Annotated in this window: 21 protein-coding genes, 1 tRNA gene and 2 pseudogenes; 6 read left to right on the top strand and 18 right to left on the bottom strand. The window is 42.1% G+C overall.

Annotated elements, in window-relative coordinates:
• Positions 1-32: 32 nt before the first annotated feature.
• The 3 genes from fadJ to PSF31_RS15565 all read right to left on the bottom strand — a co-directional run bounded on the left by fadJ (position 33) and on the right by PSF31_RS15565 (position 4,143).
• Positions 33-2,255, bottom strand: coding sequence for a fatty acid oxidation complex subunit alpha FadJ (gene fadJ, locus PSF31_RS15575; RefSeq protein WP_096864910.1), 2,223 nt, complete (start codon positions 2,253-2,255; stop codon positions 33-35).
• Positions 2,255-3,574: an acetyl-CoA C-acyltransferase FadI gene (gene fadI / locus PSF31_RS15570; protein ID WP_096864909.1), complete on the bottom strand. Its 1,320-nt coding sequence runs from the start codon at positions 3,572-3,574 to the stop codon at positions 2,255-2,257. Before fadI ends, fadJ begins: the two co-directional genes overlap by 1 nt.
• A 272-nt stretch (positions 3,575-3,846) precedes the next feature.
• Positions 3,847-4,143, bottom strand: a complete 297-nt coding sequence (locus PSF31_RS15565) for a YfcZ/YiiS family protein (RefSeq protein WP_004257173.1) — start codon at positions 4,141-4,143, stop codon at positions 3,847-3,849.
• Between the two features lie 353 nt (positions 4,144-4,496).
• Between PSF31_RS15565 and fadL the strand changes: the two genes are divergently transcribed.
• Positions 4,497-5,816 (top strand): long-chain fatty acid transporter FadL, encoded by a 1,320-nt coding sequence (gene fadL / locus PSF31_RS15560; protein WP_096864908.1) that lies wholly within the window; start codon positions 4,497-4,499, stop codon positions 5,814-5,816.
• A 570-nt stretch (positions 5,817-6,386) separates the two neighbouring features.
• Here the strand turns inward: fadL and mlaA are convergent.
• On the bottom strand, positions 6,387-7,139 hold the full coding sequence (mlaA, locus tag PSF31_RS15555; RefSeq protein ID WP_004912414.1) for a phospholipid-binding lipoprotein MlaA: 753 nt from the start codon (positions 7,137-7,139) through the stop codon (positions 6,387-6,389).
• A 355-nt stretch (positions 7,140-7,494) separates the two neighbouring features.
• On the opposite strand from mlaA, the gene PSF31_RS15550 reads away from it, so the two are divergent.
• The 5 genes and pseudogenes from PSF31_RS15550 to PSF31_RS15530 all read left to right on the top strand — a co-directional run.
• Positions 7,495-7,569, top strand: a tRNA-Arg gene (locus tag PSF31_RS15550).
• A 195-nt stretch (positions 7,570-7,764) separates the two neighbouring features.
• The gene (locus tag PSF31_RS15545) at positions 7,765-9,030 is read left to right on the top strand and encodes a tyrosine-type recombinase/integrase (RefSeq protein ID WP_241544534.1); all 1,266 of its coding nucleotides are present in this window, start codon (positions 7,765-7,767) and stop codon (positions 9,028-9,030) included.
• Between the two features lie 255 nt (positions 9,031-9,285).
• Positions 9,286-9,570: a hypothetical protein gene (locus PSF31_RS15540; protein WP_272537696.1), complete on the top strand. Its 285-nt coding sequence runs from the start codon at positions 9,286-9,288 to the stop codon at positions 9,568-9,570.
• Positions 9,571-9,894: 324 nt separating this feature from the next.
• Positions 9,895-10,479 (top strand): antirestriction protein ArdA, encoded by a 585-nt coding sequence (locus PSF31_RS15535; protein WP_272537697.1) that lies wholly within the window; start codon positions 9,895-9,897, stop codon positions 10,477-10,479.
• Between the two features lie 240 nt (positions 10,480-10,719).
• Positions 10,720-11,467, top strand: a pseudogene (locus tag PSF31_RS15530) (IS110 family transposase); the annotation flags it as partial.
• A gap of 219 nt (positions 11,468-11,686) precedes the next feature.
• Here the strand turns inward: PSF31_RS15530 and PSF31_RS15525 are convergent.
• The 14 genes and pseudogenes from PSF31_RS15525 to PSF31_RS15460 all read right to left on the bottom strand — a co-directional run.
• Positions 11,687-11,803, bottom strand: a pseudogene (locus PSF31_RS15525) (transposase); the annotation flags it as partial.
• 318 nt (positions 11,804-12,121) lie between these two features.
• Positions 12,122-12,819, bottom strand: a protein-coding gene (locus PSF31_RS15520; protein ID WP_272537698.1) for an IS1 family transposase whose coding sequence is annotated in 2 segments (ribosomal slippage) — positions 12,122-12,570 and positions 12,570-12,819 — 699 coding nt in all. Because the reading frame shifts where the segments join, the coding sequence is not laid out codon by codon here.
• 403 nt (positions 12,820-13,222) lie between these two features.
• The gene (locus tag PSF31_RS15515) at positions 13,223-14,107 is read right to left on the bottom strand and encodes an MrpH family fimbial adhesin (protein WP_272683209.1); all 885 of its coding nucleotides are present in this window, start codon (positions 14,105-14,107) and stop codon (positions 13,223-13,225) included.
• Between the two features lie 6 nt (positions 14,108-14,113).
• Positions 14,114-14,644, bottom strand: coding sequence for a fimbrial protein (locus PSF31_RS15510; RefSeq protein WP_196717985.1), 531 nt, complete (start codon positions 14,642-14,644; stop codon positions 14,114-14,116).
• Positions 14,645-14,660: 16 nt separating this feature from the next.
• Positions 14,661-15,170: a fimbrial protein gene (locus tag PSF31_RS15505; RefSeq protein WP_196717984.1), complete on the bottom strand. Its 510-nt coding sequence runs from the start codon at positions 15,168-15,170 to the stop codon at positions 14,661-14,663.
• Positions 15,171-15,178: 8 nt separating this feature from the next.
• Positions 15,179-15,676: a fimbrial protein gene (locus PSF31_RS15500; RefSeq protein WP_311135739.1), complete on the bottom strand. Its 498-nt coding sequence runs from the start codon at positions 15,674-15,676 to the stop codon at positions 15,179-15,181.
• A 10-nt stretch (positions 15,677-15,686) separates the two neighbouring features.
• A complete protein-coding gene (locus tag PSF31_RS15495) occupies positions 15,687-16,232 on the bottom strand; it encodes a fimbrial protein (protein ID WP_272683208.1) in 546 nt (181 codons plus the stop codon).
• A gap of 5 nt (positions 16,233-16,237) precedes the next feature.
• Positions 16,238-16,801: a fimbrial protein gene (locus PSF31_RS15490; RefSeq protein WP_442959492.1), complete on the bottom strand. Its 564-nt coding sequence runs from the start codon at positions 16,799-16,801 to the stop codon at positions 16,238-16,240.
• A gap of 78 nt (positions 16,802-16,879) precedes the next feature.
• On the bottom strand, positions 16,880-17,614 hold the full coding sequence (locus PSF31_RS15485) for a fimbria/pilus periplasmic chaperone (RefSeq protein ID WP_154598341.1): 735 nt from the start codon (positions 17,612-17,614) through the stop codon (positions 16,880-16,882).
• Positions 17,615-17,754: 140 nt separating this feature from the next.
• The gene (locus tag PSF31_RS15480) at positions 17,755-20,448 is read right to left on the bottom strand and encodes an outer membrane usher protein (RefSeq protein ID WP_272537701.1); all 2,694 of its coding nucleotides are present in this window, start codon (positions 20,446-20,448) and stop codon (positions 17,755-17,757) included.
• A gap of 76 nt (positions 20,449-20,524) precedes the next feature.
• Positions 20,525-21,055, bottom strand: a complete 531-nt coding sequence (locus PSF31_RS15475; RefSeq protein ID WP_154611495.1) for a fimbrial protein — start codon at positions 21,053-21,055, stop codon at positions 20,525-20,527.
• Positions 21,056-21,131: 76 nt separating this feature from the next.
• Complete coding sequence (locus PSF31_RS15470; protein WP_154611496.1) at positions 21,132-21,668, bottom strand: fimbrial protein; 537 nt, start codon at positions 21,666-21,668, stop codon at positions 21,132-21,134.
• 158 nt (positions 21,669-21,826) lie between these two features.
• Positions 21,827-22,057, bottom strand: a complete 231-nt coding sequence (locus tag PSF31_RS15465) for a helix-turn-helix domain-containing protein (RefSeq protein ID WP_272683207.1) — start codon at positions 22,055-22,057, stop codon at positions 21,827-21,829.
• A gap of 45 nt (positions 22,058-22,102) precedes the next feature.
• Positions 22,103-22,384, bottom strand: coding sequence for a helix-turn-helix domain-containing protein (locus PSF31_RS15460; protein WP_272537703.1), 282 nt, complete (start codon positions 22,382-22,384; stop codon positions 22,103-22,105).
• Positions 22,385-22,428 lie beyond the last annotated feature (44 nt).

The raw sequence follows: 22,428 nt of genomic DNA, 5'->3' as shown, positions 1-22,428 counted from the left end.
ACCATCGGCTAATAGTCTCCCCTGCTATGCCATTATTGTTCGTTACTTAGTTTTGTTGCGTTAACCTCATCTTCTGCATTTGCAGAAAAAAAGGTTTGATTATTTTTTGCCATGTTACATAGCAATTCACAAGGCTGGAATTTATCACCATATTTCACAGCGAGGTTATTCAGGGTTTCCACGGTTTTTGCAATCCCCAAGCTATCCATATACCTGAATGGGCCACCAAAGAAAGGAGGGAAACCGATACCAAATACCGCCCCCACATCCCCATCACGCGCACTTTTAATGATATTTTCATCAAGACAACGGGCAGCTTCGTTAAGCATCATCATAACGCACCGCTGCGCAATATCCGCTTTAGTCAGTGTATTGTTGGGAACTACGCCAATCAGTGAATAAATGGTTTTATCAACTTGACGTTTATTGGCTTTTTTCCAAAACCACAACTTATTTGTGTGATGACCATATTCATAAAAACCTTTGCCGTTTTTCTTCCCTTTTCTGTCATCTTTAACGACTTTATCGAGTAAATCAGGGGCTTTAAAACGCTCACCAAAACGCTCAACTAAAATCGGTAAAATTTTAGTCCCTACATCAATACCGACTTCGTCTAATAGATTAAAAGGCCCGACAGGGAAGCCAAATTCAACTAAAGCACGGTCAATATGCTCTATTGATTCACCTTCAACAAGGCATTGGGCGGCTTCACATAAGAATGGCGCTAAAATACGATTTACATAGAAACCTGCATCATCCCCTACAACAATCGCTGTTTTGCCTTGACGTTTTGCCAAAGCAACAACAGTTGCAATCGTTGTTTCATCGGTGTGTTGATGAGGGATGACTTCAACCAACGGCATTTTATCCACTGGACTAAAATAGTGTAAGCCAATAACTTTTTCAGGATGGGTCGCATTCTGTGCAATTTGGTGAATAGGTAAAGATGATGTATTAGAGGCAAAAATGGCTTGTTGTTTCGACATCTTTTCAACTTCAGCAACCATTTTTTGTTTTAGTGCTAAATCTTCAAATACCGCCTCAATAATAACATTAGCATTTTCAAGACCTTGATAACTTAATGTGCCTGATACTCTAGCCATAACGGCTGCACGCTCTTGAGCTAATAACCGCCGCTTGATAACTCGCTGAGTCAGCAGATCCCAGCTATAGCGCAAGGCTTGGGTAACACCTTTGTCTGAAATATCTTTAATACGAACGGGTAATTTACCTTGAAAAGCCGTGACATAAGCAATTCCGCCCCCCATCAACCCGCCACCAAGCACACCAACTTGATTAATCTTCAAGGGTGTTGCTTGTGCACCCGTTTCATTTTTTAACGCAGTAACCGCAAAAAATAAATTACGTAATGCAGCAGACTCTGGTGTCATCACAAGCTCACCAAAGGCTTTCGCTTCTTCTGCATAACCGGCTTGCAACCCTTTATTCATTCCTGTTTTCACAACATGAATAATTTTTTCAGGGGCGGGGTAATGGCCTTTGGTTTTGCTGAGTGCTTTTTGTTTGGCACTATCGAACACTTTATTGCGAAGTAATTTGCTACTTAATAGGCGCTGTTGCCAATGAATAGCAGGACGCTGAACGCCCCCTTTTTTCACCATTTTAACTGCAACGTCGAGTAAAATAGACTCAGGAACCACATCATCAACCAACCCTAATTTCAGCGCCTGTTTGGCTTTTAACTGACGACCTGTCAGCATTAAATCCAATGCATGTGGAATGCCGATCAACCTAGGTAAACGCTGCGTTCCTCCGGAACCGGGTAACAACCCCAATTGTACTTCGGGTAAGCCTAATTTCGTTTTATTATCATTTGAACAAACTCGTGCATGACATGCTAAAGCAAGCTCTAGCCCACCCCCTAAACACGCACCATGTATCGCAGCAATAATAGGCAAGGGGTAATTATCGATTTTATCAAATAATACATGGCCTGCTTTTGACAACTCACTGGCTTGGGCTTTATTTTCACAGCCAGCGATCATGCTAATGTCCGCACCTGCAATAAAATTATCTTTTTTCCCTGAGGTAATAACTAACCCTTTCAGGCCAGAGGTAGACTGCGCTTGCTGTAAAATCGCAAGGAATTGCTCCGCAAACTCAGCTTTTAATGTATTGACTTTTTCATTGGGAACATCAATGAAAATCACCCCCACGTTTTCGCCATAAATTTCTAAGCTAAAAGCCTGTTGTGTTGTTTCTCTTGCAACTTCTGTAGCAGAATTTTGAGCCATTATTCCACCTCTAAGATCATAGCTGCACCTAAACCACCCGCAGCACAAGCTGTTGTTAAACCAAAACCACCACCCCGTCTGCGCAATTCATTTAGGGTTTGAGTCACCATTCGTGCGCCTGTAGCCGCAAATGGGTGCCCATAAGCGATAGAACCGCCTAAGACGTTAAATTTAGCCATATCCACTTCGCCAATTGCGTTATCCATTCCCAGTTTCTCCTGAGCGAATTTACGGCTACCAAACATGTGTAAATTAGCGAGCGTTTGCGCAGCAAAGGCCTCATGCATATCAATCAGGGATAAGTCTTGCAACGATAGCCCTGCACGTTTTAATGCAAGTGGTGTGGCATAAGAAGGCCCTAATAGCATATCTTCCCATACGTCTATCGCTGAAAACGCATAACTTCGAATATAGCCTAGCGGCGTATAACCCAGCGATTTTGCTCGGGACTCGGTCATCATCAATACTGCAGCAGCACCATCGGTCAACGGTGTGCTGTTCGCAGCGGTAACACTACCGTGCTTACGGTCAAAGGCGGGTTTTAATTTCGCATAGGATGATAATACTGAGTTTGTACGCACATTGTTATCTTGGGAAAAGGCTTGCTTAAAAGGAGGCATATAGGCAGTCATAACTTCATCATTTAAAGCGCCATTTTCCCACGCTTTTGTCGCTAACATATGCGAGCGATGAGCAAGCTCATCTTGCTGGGCTCGGCTAATTTGATAACTTTTCGCCATTTGCTCCGCGGTATCTCCCATACGCAGCCCTGTAGAATATTCCGCAACACCGGGTGCAACTGGCGCTAAATCCTTCAAACGTAATTTCGCTAACAATGATAATTTTTGCCCAACAGACTTTGCTTTGCTTAATGCTAATAACGTCTCGGCCAATTTTTTTGATACGCCAATAGGAAGCACAGAAGATGAATCGGCCCCGCCAGCAATACCGATAGAAATATCACCTACCATCATACTTTGAGCAACGTTAACAATTGCTTGAAAACTTGTCGCACAGGCTCTTGATACACTATAGGCATCTGTTGAGACACTCATACCTGTTCCAAGAACAATTTCCCGCGCAATATTCGGCGCTTCAGGCATTTGTACTACTTGCCCAAATACCAGTTGCTCAATAAGGTTTTTGTCTAAATCACTGCGGGCTAATAATTCAGCAACGACTGCTTTACCTAAATCGACGGCTGGAATTCCTGCATATGCCGTAGATTGCTTTGCAAAAGGCAAGCGTAGACCACTGACAATGGCGATCCTTTCTTTTGTTTTATCTGTATTTTCACCATGGTGGAGATATTGATTCATGGTCGCTCCTGCTAAAAGCAAAAATGAAAATTATAGTTAACTAACTCACTAAGCGGACAAAGAGGTCTGACCTGTAATGATTGTTAACATAAAATTCACAATTATCAATGGGTATTAATAAAAAATGCGAGCAGGTACGCAACTTAGAGTAAAAACACAGCGATTTGCAATAGAAGAAAGTGAAAAGATAAAGGAAGCCTTTTACCACTGAACGTTAATCACACCATCGTTTTAGTGATAAAAGGCAAATTAGAGTAAATTCAATCGTTTGATTAACGAAGGCCTAATTGAAAAATCAGGCTTTCAGCTTCACAGCTAAAACTAAACTCAGCCGTCAGCTCAACTCCACCCTCTACAGACTTGATAGAATGGGTTATTACACAAGGGTCTGACTCAACAGATTTTGCTTTCTCTGTGAGTGTTTTCAACATGGTTTCTGCTTCACCTTGTGTAGCAAAAACATGCTGATACGAAGCAGTACAGTCTTTATTATCCAATACTGTTCCCACATCTACACAGCAGCAGGCTGCGGTTTCATCCGCGCTACAACGGTTAATCGCATCAGTCATCTTACTCTCCAAATAAACAAACTGTTAAGCTGCTATCATAACGCTGAAAAAGTGCTAAAAACTAGTGTGTATCAAAATATATCGCTAATAATTAAACATAAGTTTGATCTTACCCCGTATTCGTATACTTATTGCTCCCAATTCGTCAGTTTATGTTGCCATTTTGTTAAATATGTCGCATTTTTGAAAACAAAGTCACAATAACTGCAAAACAAGCTTGCAACATATCAGGTGGTCAGACCTATACTCTAGTAACTGGTCTGATTTGTCATAGCGGCAAGGGACCCTACAATTCTGCGCTTCTTGCGATAGAAGTCGCTTTATTCAAAATAAAACATAAGAGGGTTTTGGTCATGAACCAGAAAAACCTGTTCTCTAGATCAGCTTTAGCAATAGCAGTGGCAATTGTATCATCCAACGCAGGCGCGGCTGGTTTTTTGCTTAATGAATATTCTACATCCGCACTGGGACGCGCGTTTTCGGGGGCTGGTGCGATGGGCGACAACGCAAGTGAGGGAAGCCGAAACCCTGCTGCCATGATGTTGTTTGATCGCCCTTCTCTTTCTATTGGTGCCGTTTATATTGACCCAAGTGTTGATATTAAAGGCAAGGGTGGCTCTTTACTCGGCAGTAACACAACCGCAAACGATATTGCGCCAAGCGCTGTAGTACCCAATGCTCACTTTATCTTCCCAGTTAATGATAAGTGGGCAGTCGGTACCTCAATGACCACCAACTTTGGTTTAGCCACTGATTTTAATAAAAATTATGCAGCAGGCCCTATTGGCGGTAAGACAGACCTAAAAACTGTTAACCTGAACCTAAGTGGTGCATACCGCGTAAATAATAATTTCAGTTTTGGCTTGGGTTTGAATGCCGTGTATGCCGATGCTGAAATTACTCGCCACGCAGGTGACCTTGGCGCTCTAGCACCTAAATTAGGCTTACCTTCGTTCCCTGCCAGTACTACTATGGCCAAATTAACAGGGGATGATTGGGGCTATGGTTGGAACGCGGGTATTTTGTATGAAATCAATGATGATAACCGTTTAAGTTTAAGCTATCGTTCAAAAGTTAAAGTTAAGTTTGAAGATGGCAAATATTCCAATGACATACCTAAATCAATAAGTCAGTTACATGGTACTGGGGGTGAAAAAGTCAAAGGTAAGTTAGATCTTAATTTACCAGATATTTGGGAATTCTCTGGGTACCATAAAGTTGCGCCTAAGTGGGCTTTACACTACAGCGTTGCCTATACTGGCTGGAGTGAATTTAAAGAATTAACCGCTTACAGAAAAAGTGATGGTGAACAGTTATTCCATAAACCTGAGCACTTTAAAGATGCATGGCGTTTAGCACTGGGTACAACTTATTTCTATGATGACAACTGGACATTCCGTACAGGTATTGCCTACGACCAAACACCTGTACGTTCAGATTACCGTTCAATTTCTATACCTGACCAAGATCGCTACTGGTTAAGTGCCGGTACCACTTATGCATTTAATGAAAATGCCTCTGTTGATGTGGGTATTTCTTATATGCACGGTAAAAAAGTGGATATTAAAGAAAGATTAAGTGAAGATGTTCCTGAAAGCATCCTTCCAGCATATCATTTCAAATCTGAAGGTTCTGCTTGGTTATACGGCGTAAACTTCAACTATACATTCTAATTAATTGAATTTTTAAATATCAGGGAGCTCCCTCCCTGATATTATTTTCAACTTCAACTATCTCATCCCACTAATTTTCAAAACTTAACATAAATTTTCTTGACCCTAACCCACATCATATGTAAATTAAATGTTAAGCACATGAGTTCACCTCATCATTTCTTTATAAAATACACACTATCGCATTTTTAAGATAAATCGTTTTATATTTCATTAGATTACCATTCATTCTCTGAATGTTCTTATTTGCAAGTACAACCTAATAGCATATTTTATACTGATGATATCCACTAATATGTATGGCTTTTTCATCAAACTGTATTAATCACGCTATATTCTATTATTGGCTAAAGCCGAAAGGCATGTAAAAGAGGCAACAATGACTAAAACTTAGGAGGCTTTATGGGAACACTGTTTACTGTCGGTTTTATTGGTGTATTAGGGGTAATAGCCTTAATTGACACCATCTCTCAACGAGGAAAGCGAGACAATGATTAGCTTTTTATTTATCACTCTCTAGTATCATTCGTATACAAGAGAGTGATAAACCTTCCAAAACAATTCAATATACTAATCTATCGAATCAAGTTGGTCTTCAATCGCTGCTGCATTTGGGTTTTCTGTTGCTTTTAACGCACCACCACTTGATAAAAAGTCATTACGTTGGAAATAGGCTTCTCGCATCATTAAGTACGGGTCTGAAGAGTTTTTCAGTAATCCATCTGAATCTAATAACCTTGCTCGAGTTTCAATTCCTTCCAGTGCCCATTTACCCGCTGACATCCAGAATGTGAGATAGCTTAGCATTGGATATAAATCATCAACTAAGTCCCCCCCTTGTTCCCTCGGTGTTGCGCTACCATATCCTGGCAGTACCACATAGGGGCCATAGCCCACATCATAATAACCCAATGTATTACCAAAGCGTTTGGGTTCTTCTTTAACTAGCTGAGGATTGGCCATTGATGCAACATCAATGAGTCCCCCCATGCCAAAGACGGTATTAAGGAAAAAGCGGTTAAAATGTTTGAAACCTTGAGTAACTTCACCCCGCAAAAAGCTATTCAACATACTTGCAGGTTCTTCAAGGTTAACAAAAAAATTGGTTAATCCATTACGGGCAGGCATCGGGACATAATCATTCCAAGCAACAGCGACTGGTCTTAACACATAAGGGTCGAGGACGTTATAGTTGAAATTAAACATTGCTCGGTTGAACCCTTCTAAGGGGTCTGAACGCTCATGTGTTTCTGGGTCAATGCTACTTGCACAACCTGCAATTAGCACCCCTGCCAGAAAAACACCCGTCATGCGAAACTTCATAACATTTCTCCATTCCCTGCACCGTTCCACTACGGTACTTTCCACTGTAATAACTGTTTTGCTTATAGTAAGGCTAAAAAAAGAATTATGTTAATCCTTTTGAGTTATTTAATTCCCTTAAGGACTAATTATACGCCATTTAATCATATTCTTATTATAAGAAAATTGAACAATTAGTACAAAGCAGAAATGCTCACTTCCCTTAATTATAGAAATGATAATCACCCTATTTTCGAGTGAAAAATAGTCAAAAAAATATTTATAGAAGATAAATTGGATTATTTGCCCGTAACAACTTGATTCAATTAGACCTGAACAGTAAAATGCCTTCGCTGTCGTAATTACGACTCCAAAAGTCCCCTTAGTTAAATGGATATAACGAGCCCCTCCTAAGGGCTAGTTGCAGGTTCGATTCCTGCAGGGGGCACCATCCTTTATTCAACAGAAGTCCACATAACTCTCCTAACCTCTTAAATAACCTATTATACTAGTCCAATTCTTCATTTTTAACTCAACCGAATTCAACTTAACTCTCCCTACATCAAGCCTCTTGTGAGGGTACAATTATGGGTATAAAATAGTTCGATATATATTATACCCTCAATTTTTATTTTGGAATCTAGTTATGCCGCTAACTGATGCAAAAATTCGGGCAGCGAAACCCGATACTAAGCCATATAAACTTACAGATGGATTAGGTCTACACCTACTTGTCCATCCTAATGGTTCACGATATTGGAGAATGCGTTACCGCCATCAAGGCAAAGAGAATACCCTTGCATTGGGCTTATATCCCACAATTTCATTATCTGAAGCCCGAACCAAACGGGATGATGCTAGAAAACTAATTGCAAATGGTATAGACCCCTGTGAACAAAAAAGAGTAAACAAGATTATCTCAAATACAAACTTGTCATTTGAATCTATAGCTAGGCAATGGCACTCTTCAAATAAGAAATGGTCAGAGTCCCACAGCTTGAGAGTTATTAGAAGCTTAGAAACTTATATATTCCCTTTTATTGGTTCACGAGATATTTCATCTTTAAATACTCCTGATCTTTTACTCCCCATTAGAGCAGTTGAAAGTAAAGAAGCATTTGAAACCGCTGTTAGGCTACAGCAGCGTATAGGCGCTATTATGCGTTACGCTATCCAATCCGGGATAATTAACTATAATCCAGCTATTGATACAGCTGGTGCAATTACTACTGCGAAATCTCAACATCGCCCTGCACTTGAACTGGAACAATTATCTGAACTACTCACTCGAATTGATAACTACAAGGGACATCCTATGACTAAAATAGCTGTCAATCTTAGTCTTCTTGTTTTCACTCGCTCAAGTGAACTACGCTATGCTAGATGGTCAGAGATTGATCTAGAAAAGGCTCTTTGGACTATTCCTCCAAAAAGAGAACCAATTCCCGGGGTAAAATACTCTCATCGTGGAGCTAAAATGCGTACAACTCATTTAGTTCCCCTTAGCAAACAATCAATAGAATTATTTAAAATATTACACGCTTGGACTGGTCAACATGAACTTATTTTAACAGGCGCTCATAACCCCTTTAAACCAATGAGTGAAAATACCGTCAATAAAGCCTTACGAGTCATGGGCTATGACACCAAAACAGAAGTGTGCGGACACGGCTTCAGAACAATGGCATGTAGCTCTTTGATTGAATCAGGGTTATGGTCGAAGGATGCAGTAGAAAGGCAAATGAGCCACCAAGAACGTAATTCAGTGAGGGCAGCTTACATTCATAAAGCTGAGCATATTGAGGAACGGAGGCTTATGGTGCAGTGGTGGGCTGATTATTTGGATGCTAATCGGGAGAAAACAATATCACCTTTCGATTTTGCTAAATTGAATAATCCAATGAATCACTAAGACTTTAACCATGTCATATAGAAGATCCATTTGCAATACGAGAAGTGAAATAATGTGGTAGTATGCCGACTATATCGATTCATTGAGAAATGGTGGAAATATTCTTCATGGGAATTTTAATCGTCAAAACGCATGATAACTAACCACGATTTATCGTAATACATCTCATTCAATAAAGAAGCTTTATCACTGAAAGCCTCTGTCCTCACGGACAGGGGCTTTTTTGCTTTTAAATCAACCTAAAAGGAAATTATCATGGAAAATTACATTCGTTGCCCGGCCTGCGATTCAACTCGCATTCGTGAACGTCATATAGGGAAAAAGACAGGAGCTGTTGCTGGTGGCGTGTCAGGCGCACTAGCTGGAGCGTCTATCGGCTCTGCTGTTCCTGTTGTAGGGACGATTGCTGGTGCTGCGGTAGGCGCTTTATTTGGACGTTTAGTAGCTGGAGCTACTGCTGGGGCTGTGAGTGGTTCAGCTTTAGATGGCGTGGTATTTGCTCGTTATGAATGTATCGAGTGTGAATACACGTTTGATTGATAGCCATAAGTTAACGGAAACCCCTGATGGGGTTTCATCTCTTAGGAGTCTGTGAGTCTGAACTGACCCTAGTTTATTGGACAGGGGCTTTTTTCGTTTTAACCCGCGCAAAATGAAATCATGATAGAAAGCATAACATGTTATCGGGACTGTAAGGCAACTCATTATCCTGCTCTAAAACGTCATTAATCATTTTTAAAGCAGATTGTCTGTTTTCATCTAATGGGGATTTTATATCAATATCATCTTCTAAAGGGAAATAGATCCCTTTATCAAAATATCGCCATTAATTAAATCACAATACATCAATAATAGGACATGAATATGCGTATAACAGCGACGGTTTCCCCATGCCTAAAATCGGGAATGATTTCTGTTTTTATTACAAACTTAGGAAAATATAACGAAGGTGAACTGGTTGGTGAGTGGCTTGAGCTTCCAGCAACCTCAAAAGAGATCGAACACTGTTTAATGCGGATTGGCATTGATGGTATTCAGTATGAAGAGTATTTCTTGACGGACTATGAATCCTCAATTGATGGCCTTTCGTCGTACATTTCAGAATACAGCCTTTTAGATGAGTTGAACGAATTAGCCACACAATTAGCCATGTTATCGCCTGATGAAATTGACCTTTATCAGGCGGCAATTGAAATCGGTTCTTCAGCGAGTTCAATCCATGATTTAATTCATTTAGCGGATAATTTAGATTCTTTCCAGCAATTAGCTGGAGTCAATAATGAATATGATTTAGGTTATTACTGGATACAAGAAAGTGGTTGTTATGATTTAGCACAACTGGGTCATTTATCCCATTACTTTGACTATGAACGCTATGGACGTGATGTTTGTCTTGAACAAGGAGGAATTTTTCACAGTGGAGGATATGTTTATCATACGAGTGGGTAGATAGGACAACAAAATGAGAGTCAAACCGCTTTCATCCCTTAAGGCGGGAAATAAAGAATGCTGTGGTCCCCCAATGACATCCATAAGCTAGAACCTTAATCAAACTAAACCCTAAGCCATCTTTACGGATATCCGTAAAGATGGCTGTTGTGGTATTATTTTTTTATTTAATGCAAGCTATTAAATTGATACTTATCTTCCTATGGTGAAAAGCGCAAACTAAGATGAACTTAAGCGCTTAATGATGCACAGGCTATCGCAACTGCTCTGATGCAACCAACAATGCAATTCGTACTACCCAAAAGTCCGGAACCGCAGGATATTCAGACCCTGCATCGGGCAAGACAGCGTATTGTTAATCACTGCACTGCGACAATCTGTCAAATCAGAGGACTGCTGCTTGACCGAGGAATAACAATCGGTGCGACTGTCTCCTGAATCCATCACGCTGTTCCGCTGACACAGGGAGACGCAGAAAATGGTCTTAGTGCCAGAATGCGTAGAACGATCGCAGAACTCTATGCTCTTTTCAACGACCTTGGTCGTCGTATCAACTTTTTTGATAAAGAAATTGATGCTGTTTTTCGACAATCCTAAGCCTGTCAGCAGATTGTCTAAGTTAAAGGTATTGGCTCTAAAACAGCTACTACGGTTGTTGCTGCGATTAGCAAAGGAACTGAATTCAAAAATGACCACCATTTCTCAGCCTGATTGGGTCTTGTACTAAGGCTGCACTCCAGTGGTAACTGACAGGTGCTAATGAACATGACCAAAAAAGCGATAAGCATCTGCAAACCTTATTAATTCACAGAGCCTGGGCTGTCGTCAGGGTGGCTGCAACTAATAATGAGGGTTACTTAAATCAATGGGTTAATCAGCTAAAAAAGCGACGAGGATTTAACAAAACGACCGTTGCAGTCGCCAATAAAATACCAGAGTTATTTGGTCAATTCTTCACAAAGAAACAGAGTACGGACCGGCAGTGTAATAGCATACCTTTAAAAGTTGTAAAGTATTGAAAAATGGCCACAGGTTAAACCTGCACGATCGGAACCTGATTATTATATTGGCCTTCGTAGCCGTTCAGTTGTTGAGGCGATTGTGTGCGGATTACCCATTTGGGCACAGATATTTCTGATGCCAGATAGATGTAAGCAACAACCTAAAACCTCATTCAGTACTTACAAAACGGAGGTAGTCCATAGATATAGTAAGTGGCGTTGCTAATGCCATTTTGGCGGCAGATATCTTCCACTTTGATACCAGAATCAGCGAGCTTTAAAATATTGACGATTTGAGTTTCAGTAAAACGCGCTTTTTTCATCTAGCCTCTGCAATTGTTAGGACAAAAAATCTAATTATAGCTGTCTTATTTTAGGGGGAGTGGACAATTTAAGGTAAATATGTAAAAGTGATTCAATTTACATAATGAAAGATTACATTTTTTTGCATGATTTTATATTTTTCCCCTATATTGTCTTTTGGTGATACATTAAAATTAAGCTCTATCAATTAATATATTATATAGTGAATAATCTTGTAAAAAATGGAGTCTATTTTGTAACTTTTAACAGTAATCTAAATGAATACGGTGAAGCAACAATAGTTGTAAGAGACGGTCGTGTATTCAATATAGAGATCATCACAATAGGTAATGCTCCCGCTCGATGAATGTGCCGATGATTTTGTCATGCATTTCAGGCGACTTAGAGTAACCTAACGTCTTACGGTTAAGACGCTTTAAGCGATTTCTTAAGTTCAGATTCTCTCTTTCTATTCGTTGGGTATAAAACTTACTTGCTACGTGTTTTTGTTTAGGCAATATCTCATAAGTACTGAACTTATCCGTGCACCAAAAAGCCACATTAAACCGAGACAGTAAAGCCAGTAACTGGCGAAGAGTCCTTTTGTTTCGACGACCAAACGTATGAGCAATAATCCGTTTTAGGCGGGGCTCCCACGCATACCAAAGCCAGCGTTGTTGCTTCTTATTAGCTACAAAAGACCACTGTTCATCGACTTCGCAAAGGAGTTCAATGTGCAGATTATCAAGAGGTAAAGAGGTTACCTGCCTCGGTGAGAGTTTTTTAAAGTGCGAACAACCGCATTAATGCTGATATGAAGGGCTCTAGCGGTATCACGAATACCGGCATTATTCATCGTGAGGTCGATAATTTTATCTTTGGTACCGGGCTGGCAGGCTCGATACTCATAGTCGAGTTGGAAGCTTCGGCGGCAGTCTTGGCAGCGATAACGTTGATGACCAGTGCTCCCTAAGCCATGTTTTTTCACTGAGGGAGTTTGTTGACAAAATGGGCACCTTACATCAACTTTAGCCATGAATATTCCCCGGTAAATTACCCTATATTACAGGTTAATCACCGGATTGAATACACGCCCCTATAAACTCACAAGTTATAAACATCAAAATCATGAACCACTTACGGCACTATAATGAATAACAACTGTAATTCATTTAAAATTTTTAACATATAATTACAGCAACAGCTCATTCTAATCAAAACCATATTGAATTAATACCATTATTTAACATTGCATATAACACTTTGTGTTTTTCATCCCCCCAACAAATAATCCCATACAAGAATTATTTGCATGAATATATTCAATAACTAAAACTGCTTAACTAGGAAATTCATATAATGAATCCCTGGAAAACAGTCTTATTTACCGAGTTAAATTTCACCTAACTATTATTTAGTAATATATAATATCTTTAATATTAATTAAACGATATGATAACTATCGAATTCCCAGTATAATAACCGGGTGTTATCGCACTAGTAGTTGTATGCAATTCAGACGTAAACGTAAATGGATTATTTACATTACTGCCTGAAACAGAGATATTGACCCCATACCATCCGTCTTGATTATTAATTAACGGACGAGAATAAAAGGCGCTATTCGAATTCATATAAATATAGCGCTCCCCCGTTGTTGAACGCGCATAAACCTTTAAACTCGCTGGTCGTGTACAACTGATAGTACCACTAACACTTTTTATTTGCCCGTTTAAATTCGAGTTACTTATTGAGCCATGATCGACATAAGATGGTAAACTGATGCTGCAAAATTGATTTGCAGGGGGTAGCTGACCACAAGTACTTCCTGGCCATAATTGGGAATCAAACACGTTATTTTTCGGTCTATGGGGAACATAAAATAGCCCCACACAAGTCGCATCAGATGAGCTTATATCAAATATTGCCCTATATGGGATCCCTTTTGATGCTTTAAATGCATTCATGACTTGATAGGCGTATCTATACCCACTAATTTCAATACAGTTATTATAAAATTCACAAGTACCTCTTAAACTAGGATAATTACTGGAGTATAAAACATCCGGCCCAATCCAACATTCTGTTACGCCATAGCAAGGGTTTAAGGTTGAATTATCTTCATCCCAATAGATAATTTCTTGTGTTACCTTAGGTAACCCTTGACCTCCAGCGCCAGGAATAACACTTATAGGCATTACATAAGCCCCAGCCTGGGCACTACGAACAGGCAATAACGTCGCACAAATTGCAACAAAAAAAAGCAAAAGCCAAAGAGATTGAGGCTTCAAGCGATGTGTTTCTTTTAATAAGTCAATGCGCATAATAAGTTACTCGTAATCTAATTTAAACGTTGCTGTCGCTGACCATGGACCTAAAACTAATGACTTATTTTGTAAGGCCATAGGCTCACCTTGAACGTAAGCTTGTAAATTTAAGACATTGTTATTGCTGGCATATAAAGCTTGTGTGTAGACACCATGATTAATGGCAAGTGCGATCCCGGAGGATGTCTCTAACCCTACAGCAACCCCTTTCGCTTGACTCCCCCCATCCAGTGCTAATCGCCCAGGTAAAACCGCACTCTCCATTCCCAAAAAAGTAACTTTCACCTCGTGCCCAAGGGATAAATCACAATTAATGAGTCGAATAGCAAAAGGCTGACTGTGTGTTCGAGTATTAAGATATAAATATTTATTAATAATCGTACCAAAATCTAATTCAATCGCTTCATCCCCCGGGTAAACATCACACGCATCTTCAATGAGTGTGCCATCAAAATCGACTTTGGCAGCGAAACTGGTTGTTATCCCAAAGAGTAAAAGTCCACAGGCGATATAACCGCGGTATTGGTTAGACATAATATGCTCCTCGCCGTTATTCAAAGATGACCGTTAATGTGCCAGAGGCGGTAAAATTATCACCAACCAGCTCAGAGCCTGCTCGCATAACCGGCACCGCCGACAAGATGGGCAATGCGGTTCGATCAACTAAAAAGGCATTATTTAATGGTTGCGGCTGACCATTTTTTTGAATTTGGATCCCCAATTTTCCATTGTTTAACGGTGAGATGGCTTGCAATGTCGCATTGTCAAATCCATTCCCCGCAGGCGTACCACTAAAGGTTAAACTGATGTCCCACGGTTGGCTCATATCACCAACACAATTTAATTGATAGGGGATCGTTTGTTTAAACGCAACACCATCCACTTTTCTCACCCCCACTTTACCAAATGAGACTTTAATCGGGTCGTCTTGGCTTAATTGACACACCGGTGGAATAATCAGCGTGCCATCAAATAACCAATTTGCATTCGCTGATGATATCCCGAGACACCACAACAGGAGCATATTCATCCACGGTCTTTTTTTATTGTTATTCCACATAATCCATCTCACTGATAATCAATTTTCAGTGTTGCCTGTGCGGTAAAAAAGCCACCATCCGTATCGCTGAAATTGGCACCACTGTTTTTAATGGGAGCAACCTCCAATGATGGCAGTGTCGTATAGACCACATTGAATGGCTGATTTATCGCTTGCCTGACATTATTGACATAAAAGGCTAAGCCTAATTTCGAATTACTCGTCGCTAATGCGCCATTACTGGTAAATGATGTCCCAGCCCCAACAAATGTCATTTTTAGGGTATTTTTAACGAGTCCTGTACAGCTTAATGTCATCGGAACGCGATGCTTGTATTCCACACCATCAATTCGAGGCAATAATATATCCCCAAAGTGAACGACTTCCTGCTGGTTATTATTAAGAATGCATTCGGGGGGCGTAACCAATAAACGCCCCTTTAAGCCAATATTCAGGGTTAATGCATCACATTGGCTAAATATCCCAAATAACATGCATACCGAAAAGAGAACATTGCGTTGCTTCATTGAGATAGTCCTATTGGTAATCCAGTGTCATCGTGATATTGCCCGTAAAATTGCCCCCATCCGTCAAATTGCTCCCCGTTGGCTTAACAGGAACCGCATATAAAGCTGGTGAGCTTCCGTAATTAAAATTTAACGTTGCCCCACTACTTAACCGGGTATTACCTTGATAAATTGCAATCCCTAAATCCGTTAAATTCGTAGTGACCGATGACAACCCGTTGATTTGTCGATTTGTCCAATTCAGTCGCATCTTTAACCCATTTTTATAAAGGCCATTGCAGACCAAATTGTAATTAATGGGTAACCGCTTATATACGCCATCAATTAGAGCCTGATGTACATCGCCAAAATCTACGGATGTCGATGTCGCCCCACCAAGGGTACAATCGGGCTCGCCATAGACCGTAACGCGAATTTGAATATTGGTTGCTAAATCTGCAGCGTTAGCCGACGAGTAAAAAAAACTCATTGACGCAATAGCACTAAATAAAACGAGCGCCGAAAATACAATAGCTTTAAAACACGGTGTGATGAAACTGATTATTCGCATCATCATGCCCTCTAGTCATAACTCACTTGAAACTGAATGAGAGCCTGATATGCACCCGCATTTAACCCCGCTGAAGTGCGAACTGGGGTCACATAATACGTCAGTTGATTTTGTCCCGGCGACACTAACTGAGGCGCACTATACTGTCCCAGTGTTATCGGACGCCGAGACGCATCACTCAATTGCAACCCAATCCCTTTTGCCCCCGTCACCGCGGCGAGTCGTGGCTCTTGACTATCGGCCGGCGCCAAGAAACGAATTTTCATCGCAGGCATATCAGGACTCCACAATAAATTGCCGAGTTTATTACGCTGACGACTTTCACCACTTAAACAATCTTCTAAACGCAGTTGTACCGCGACAGGGGTACCTGTCTGACCTTCATGCTGTAATTGTCCCGTTCCCGTTGTCCCGAGATTGACCGTTTGGTAGGCGGATGACATCGCTAAGCGGCAAGCACTCTCCGTTAACGCCCCGGTGACATATAATGTGCCATGCGCGCCATCCACATCCCAGTTATCCACTTTATCCAGCGCTGTTCCCATTGCGGAAGCACTGAGTAGACTGAAGATCATCCCAGCGCCAATTACACTTTGGTTTAATGACCGATGCTGTTCGCTCATGCTTACTCCTTTTCCGATATGCTCGGGGGATTATTTCTTTTCCGGTACCACATGACACTGGTTACCTTGACAACTAAATGTCAGGGTAGGGCGACCACCGTAATCATTGATGTAAGTCAGTACCGGGCTATTGCCCAATGCCGTTGCACTGACCGGCATGACTTGACTTCCTTTTGGCGCAACCATTACAGGCTCAAATCCCGTCACCGTTTTGCCGTCTTTACGTGGTACCGCATCCACAATCGTCACGTAGTAGGGCGTCGGGTTGACCAACGTGTATTGGTCACCTTGACGTGTCAACGTCACTTTTTCTTGCCACGGATTATCCATTTGCTCACGCGTTGGAATAATGGCTTTCGGGCGATAGAACAACTTAATCCGGGTTTGCAACGCTAATTGCAGCGTATTGGGTTTATCACTTTTCGGCGGAATTTCCCGCAAGTTAAAGTAATACACCGACTCTCGGTCTTGCGGAAGCGCGGCAACACTGGGGAGTGCCTGAATTTTCACTTGGCTTTTAGCGCCGGGTTCAACACGTTGCACGGGCGGTAATACCGTAAACGGGTCTGTGATTTTTTCTCCTTGCGCATTCTCAATCCAACCTTGCGCCAAATACGGCAGTTGCTTATTTTCATTGCTGATATTTAAGCTAATGGATTTATCATCCCCTGTGATGATGGCGCGAGTACGGTCTAAAGCCACCGCCGCCTGAGCCGATGACATTATTAATGTACTCAGTATTGTGCCCCCCAATACCATCACCATCGCACGAGAGGATTGAGTGATGAGGGGATGTGTCACTGCATTGTTCATGTTTATTGCCTTCTTGATGTCATTCTTTGACGTTCAGGTGACCCGCTGCGTTCGACGTAGCGGAATAACATCACCCAATCGATATCGTTAGTTTATTTGAGTAACCACCGCGTCGCCTGTGAGTTTGCAGGCTCAATCACGGGTTTCATCTCTGCCTGACACGACGTTGTACAGGTCAGGTCATCTCGCATCACCGGTTTTCCCGACGGCAAGGGGGTACTTACCGCTGCCGACTTCACCACTGGAGAGGACTGACGCCCCGGTGAATGGCACGGCAATAACCAATTCGACAGTAACGTGTCATTATCCGGTAAGACACTCGGTAACGTGATTTCACACTGCACGCTATCATCCCAACGGAGCTGTAAAATATCGTTCGCATTCAGTCCCGTTAAATACGTACTGCCATCGTCACCAACCATACCCACTTGCTGACCCCGAGCATTAAATACCTGAGCCCCAAACGGCGGTGTACTGTTATCTGCCAAACGCAGAAGCGCCATGGCACTGTGACCCGACACGACCTCAAATTGGCGGTAGCCAATCGCCCCTTCGGTTAACGTGCCTTGCTTAACGGATTGAGCAACCTGCGCTTCCTCCGGTAACGTGTTCAAATCGACACTGACTTGGTTGCGGTAATAACTGTTCACATCCGTCAGAACGGCCTGCCCAAATCGATTCGTTCGAACCGTCGAGCCATACCCGCGCAGCGGAATATCCGCTACCCCATCGGTCTCCACAAAAATTCGCGTCCCACCAAGTTGGTTATTACGGTGCATAACCGCCCCTTTCTCTGTGGCTGTGAAGCCGCCTTGGAATGACAACCCGGCCGAGCGATATCGGTCTTGTTGATAGGTGGCATTGGCATTAATTTGCGCCAAATTTCCATCATGGGTGTAATAGCCACTTACTAAGGCGCCGGAACGTGACCATCCCGTACTCAATTGATAATTACTTCGCTCGTCGATTCGGTCGTAATAACTGGCGCGCTGGGTATTATCGTTTTTATCCCAACTGCTGTTTAAGCTCAGCGTCCCTTTTTCCCCCCACGGCACCGACAGTGACGCATACACGCCATCATCCTTCGTCTCGCGATACTGATTTCGATATGCCGTTAAATTCAGACTGATGTTTTTCCATTTGCCAATATCAAAATAACGGGCTAACGACACGCTATAACGGTCGTTATCCGGCTGGTCCCAATAGGTCTGGTGGTAGTAGTTGATGTACGCACTTAAACCGATTTCAGGGAACTGTTGGTTATAGGAGATGGTGTACATCTCTTTACTGTTGTATTGCCTCACGCCCGTCGATTGTGCATCCAGATACTCTGACATACTCATAAAGCCTTGCTCAGAGAAACGGTACCCGGCAAAAGTCACTTGACTGTTATAGGCATCAAAACGTTTGGAATAACTGAGTCGGTATGAACTGCCCCGATAGGTTTTATCCCCTATCTCCGTTAACCCTTTCAAACGCGAACGCGCATGGGTAATATCAAACGACAACGCCCCAAACATCAGCAAGTCTCGCCCAATCCCCACCGCCGCAGAGGCGTAATTTTCAGCCGCAATGCCTCCACCATACAGCGACCATCCGTTATTTACCCCCCACGAAAATTCGCCACTCGCAAAGGTTTCACCACTCACATGATGGCGCCAGTCTGTCGGACGCCCTGCCGCAAGCTTATAGCGTAGCTGCCCGGGACGCGTCAGATACGGCACGCTCGCCGTACTCACGGTGAACGTTTGACTTGAACCGTCTTGCTCTTTCACTTCGACATTGAGCTCACCCGCTAACGCATCATTCAAATCTTGAATGCGGAATGGTCCTGCCGCAACTTGCGTTTGATAAATAATGCGCCCTTGTTGACTCACAATCACCGTCGCATTACTTTTAGCCACGCCCGTAATTTCAGGCGCATAACCGCGTAAATTCGGCGGCAACATATTGGTGTCGGTGATGAGGCTCAGCCCCGTAAACCGAAAGCTGTCAAAAATATCAGAGACTAAATAATCTTCCCCGAGGGTGAGTTTGGCCCCTAAGGCTTTAATTGCGCGATACACGTAATAACGGGTCCAATCAAGCGAACTTGTCGTACCTTGTCCTTGTTGTTTATCCAAGCGCAATTGCCAATCGGCACGCGCTCGCCAAACCCCTAAGTTTACCCCGGCAACACCGTTACCACTGGTGCTCATATTGGTTCGCTGCCCGCCACGGGTTTGCTGCCCCACCAGCGCATTGACGTTATAATCAAATAACGCGCCAGACAACCCCTCTTCCCATCGAGCCGGAGGGTCCCAATTCTCTGCGGTATATTCTAAATAGGCTTGCGGTAAACTGATGTACAACGCCGAAGCAGCCAAATCCGCTTTCACTTCCGTTCCTGGCAAACTTGCCAGCGACAAACACTGCCCTTGATGCCACCACTGCAACGTGGGTAATAACTCGGGTTTAAGTCCTAGCAACTCCACTAACGTCGGACTCAAACAAGCTAAACTCTCATCCGGCTGGTCATCGGGGGCATAATAAAACACCGTTTGCTCAGGCAAGCTGTGCTTGTTCAAAAACACAGTAAAACGGTATTCGCCGGGCATTAAATACCCCGGACGTGAAAACTGACTCAAATCAATATTGGCTCGGTCATTGACATCTAAAATATCGGTATTGAATTCAATGTCAGCCGCATAACTTTGACTACAGAGTACGATGGACACAAACAACCCCAACCAACGAGGTCGGCTAATCCCTAACAATGGCGCAGAAATACAATTTAGGGTCATCATCTCGACCTTCTTATTTGTTCTATATTCATTACGTCATGACACCCATCATGTTGACAGTGTGACAACCAAAAAACGGTTATTCGTAATCCAATTTAAACCGTAATAAGCTGGTATATTGCCCCGAAGCCAGTGGGTCCTGATTGGCCACCAAGCGCAACTGAAAGGCTAAATCCCGTGTCCCTAGCGTCAACAACTGAGCCGACAAGGATTTTCCAGGCACCGCAATTTCACCGTCATCATCACGCTGAATTTGTAACCCTACCCCTTTCGCTTGCCCCTGGATCCCAAACAGTCCGCGAGATTGTGGGCCATCAAATGTCACACGAAAATACTGCCAGTTCGGCTTATTCGGGTTGGGTCGTTCAAGAACACAATTGACTAATCGAATAACAAAAGGGCGTGCAGGCCCTTGCCCATCACGACGAATTTGTGTTAAAGGTAAACTGCCCATCTCAACGGTTTGGTCACGACTGCCGACGTCAATGGCGCAGGCGGTTTCGATAATACTGCCCCGCATCTTCACCGAACTTTGCGCATTCGCGGGGAGCGTGAACGCCCACAGATTCAGCGTTAATGAAAATAATCCATAAGTCGCTAACCACTTCATGGTTTTCTTCTCCTGTGTGCTATACCGCTTAAAATAACCCCGCAAAACGTCCTTGTAGCGCGAGGTTTTTTATGAATTACTCGTAAGACAAAGTAAAGTCAGCGACAGAGCTAAAATCACCCGGAGTGATAGTTGAAATATCACCACCATTACCCATTAAGTACGCAGAGAAACGCAGTGTATTATTACCATCTTGGATGTTTTGGAACGGGGTTGCTGTGCCTAATGTAATAACATTACCACTCCCATTGGTGATTTGAACGCCCGCACCCGCACCGGTTCCCACAATCCCCAATGTTTTATTGGTTGTGTCAAAGGATGCTGCTGCCCCCGTAAAAGTTAATTGCACGCCTTTCGTTAAGTTAGTCACATCACAGTTTTCTAAGGCGATATCAAATATACGTGGGCTAGACTTACCGCCATCCACAAGAGCCATGTTGGAGATTTGACCCAGTTCAACAGTTTGGTCAATTGAATCCGGTGAAATTGAGCACGGTGCATCAATAATTGAACCTTTAAATGTCACTTTACCGTGGCCTTGGTCTGCTGCATTTGCTGCAGAGGCTAAACCCAGCGCCATAAACGTTGCCATTGCAATGGTTTTCATTTTCATGAAGATTATTTCCTATGTTTGTTGTTCAATAAATATTGAGTGTTAGACTACATTGCTCATTACAAACACTCTCTTGCAATGAGAAAATAAAATAGAATTTAAATATATTTAATTTTTCAAATTAAATATATTTAAGATAAATAATAAAAATAAGGATATTAAATATCATTACTGGGTAGAAATGTTTGAATAGGAACTTTAAACATCTCTGATAATTTAGCGAGCAAATCAATATGCACACAATTAATGCCTTGTTCATAGCGCGAAACCTGCTGCTGGCTAACACCAAGACATCGAGCTAACTCCTTTCCCGTTAATCCTTTTTCTTTTCGTAACTGTTTTATTTTAATTCCAATAAATAAATCTATTTCCGATGGAGGAGTATTCATTAACATAATCATTAACTCTATTTATTTTAATAATGAGCAAGAACTCTAAAATAAACCTTCTGCTTGGAAGTAATACATTTGGTCATATATTCGGTCTAAAGGATTAACCAGAAAACCTACCCCTTCTAATAACCATTGAATATTGACGTCAAGACAATCCGCAATACAATAGATTTGCGCCATATTCAGTCGAGTAAGCCCTCGTTCAATACGAGAAATATGTTGTTGCGAACATAACAGCCGATCAGCCAACTCAGCTCCACTCAACCCTTTTTTTAAACGGATCCTTTTTATGTTACTCCCGACAATTTCCTTCGGAGATATCATAGACGTTCCTCCATAAGAAATAGATACTTAGCCTTATTCAACTA

The organism is Providencia sp. PROV156 (assembly GCF_028480905.1).
In the GTDB taxonomy this organism is placed as follows: domain Bacteria; phylum Pseudomonadota; class Gammaproteobacteria; order Enterobacterales; family Enterobacteriaceae; genus Providencia; species Providencia hangzhouensis.
This window is presented reverse-complemented; position numbering and strand designations above follow the sequence as displayed.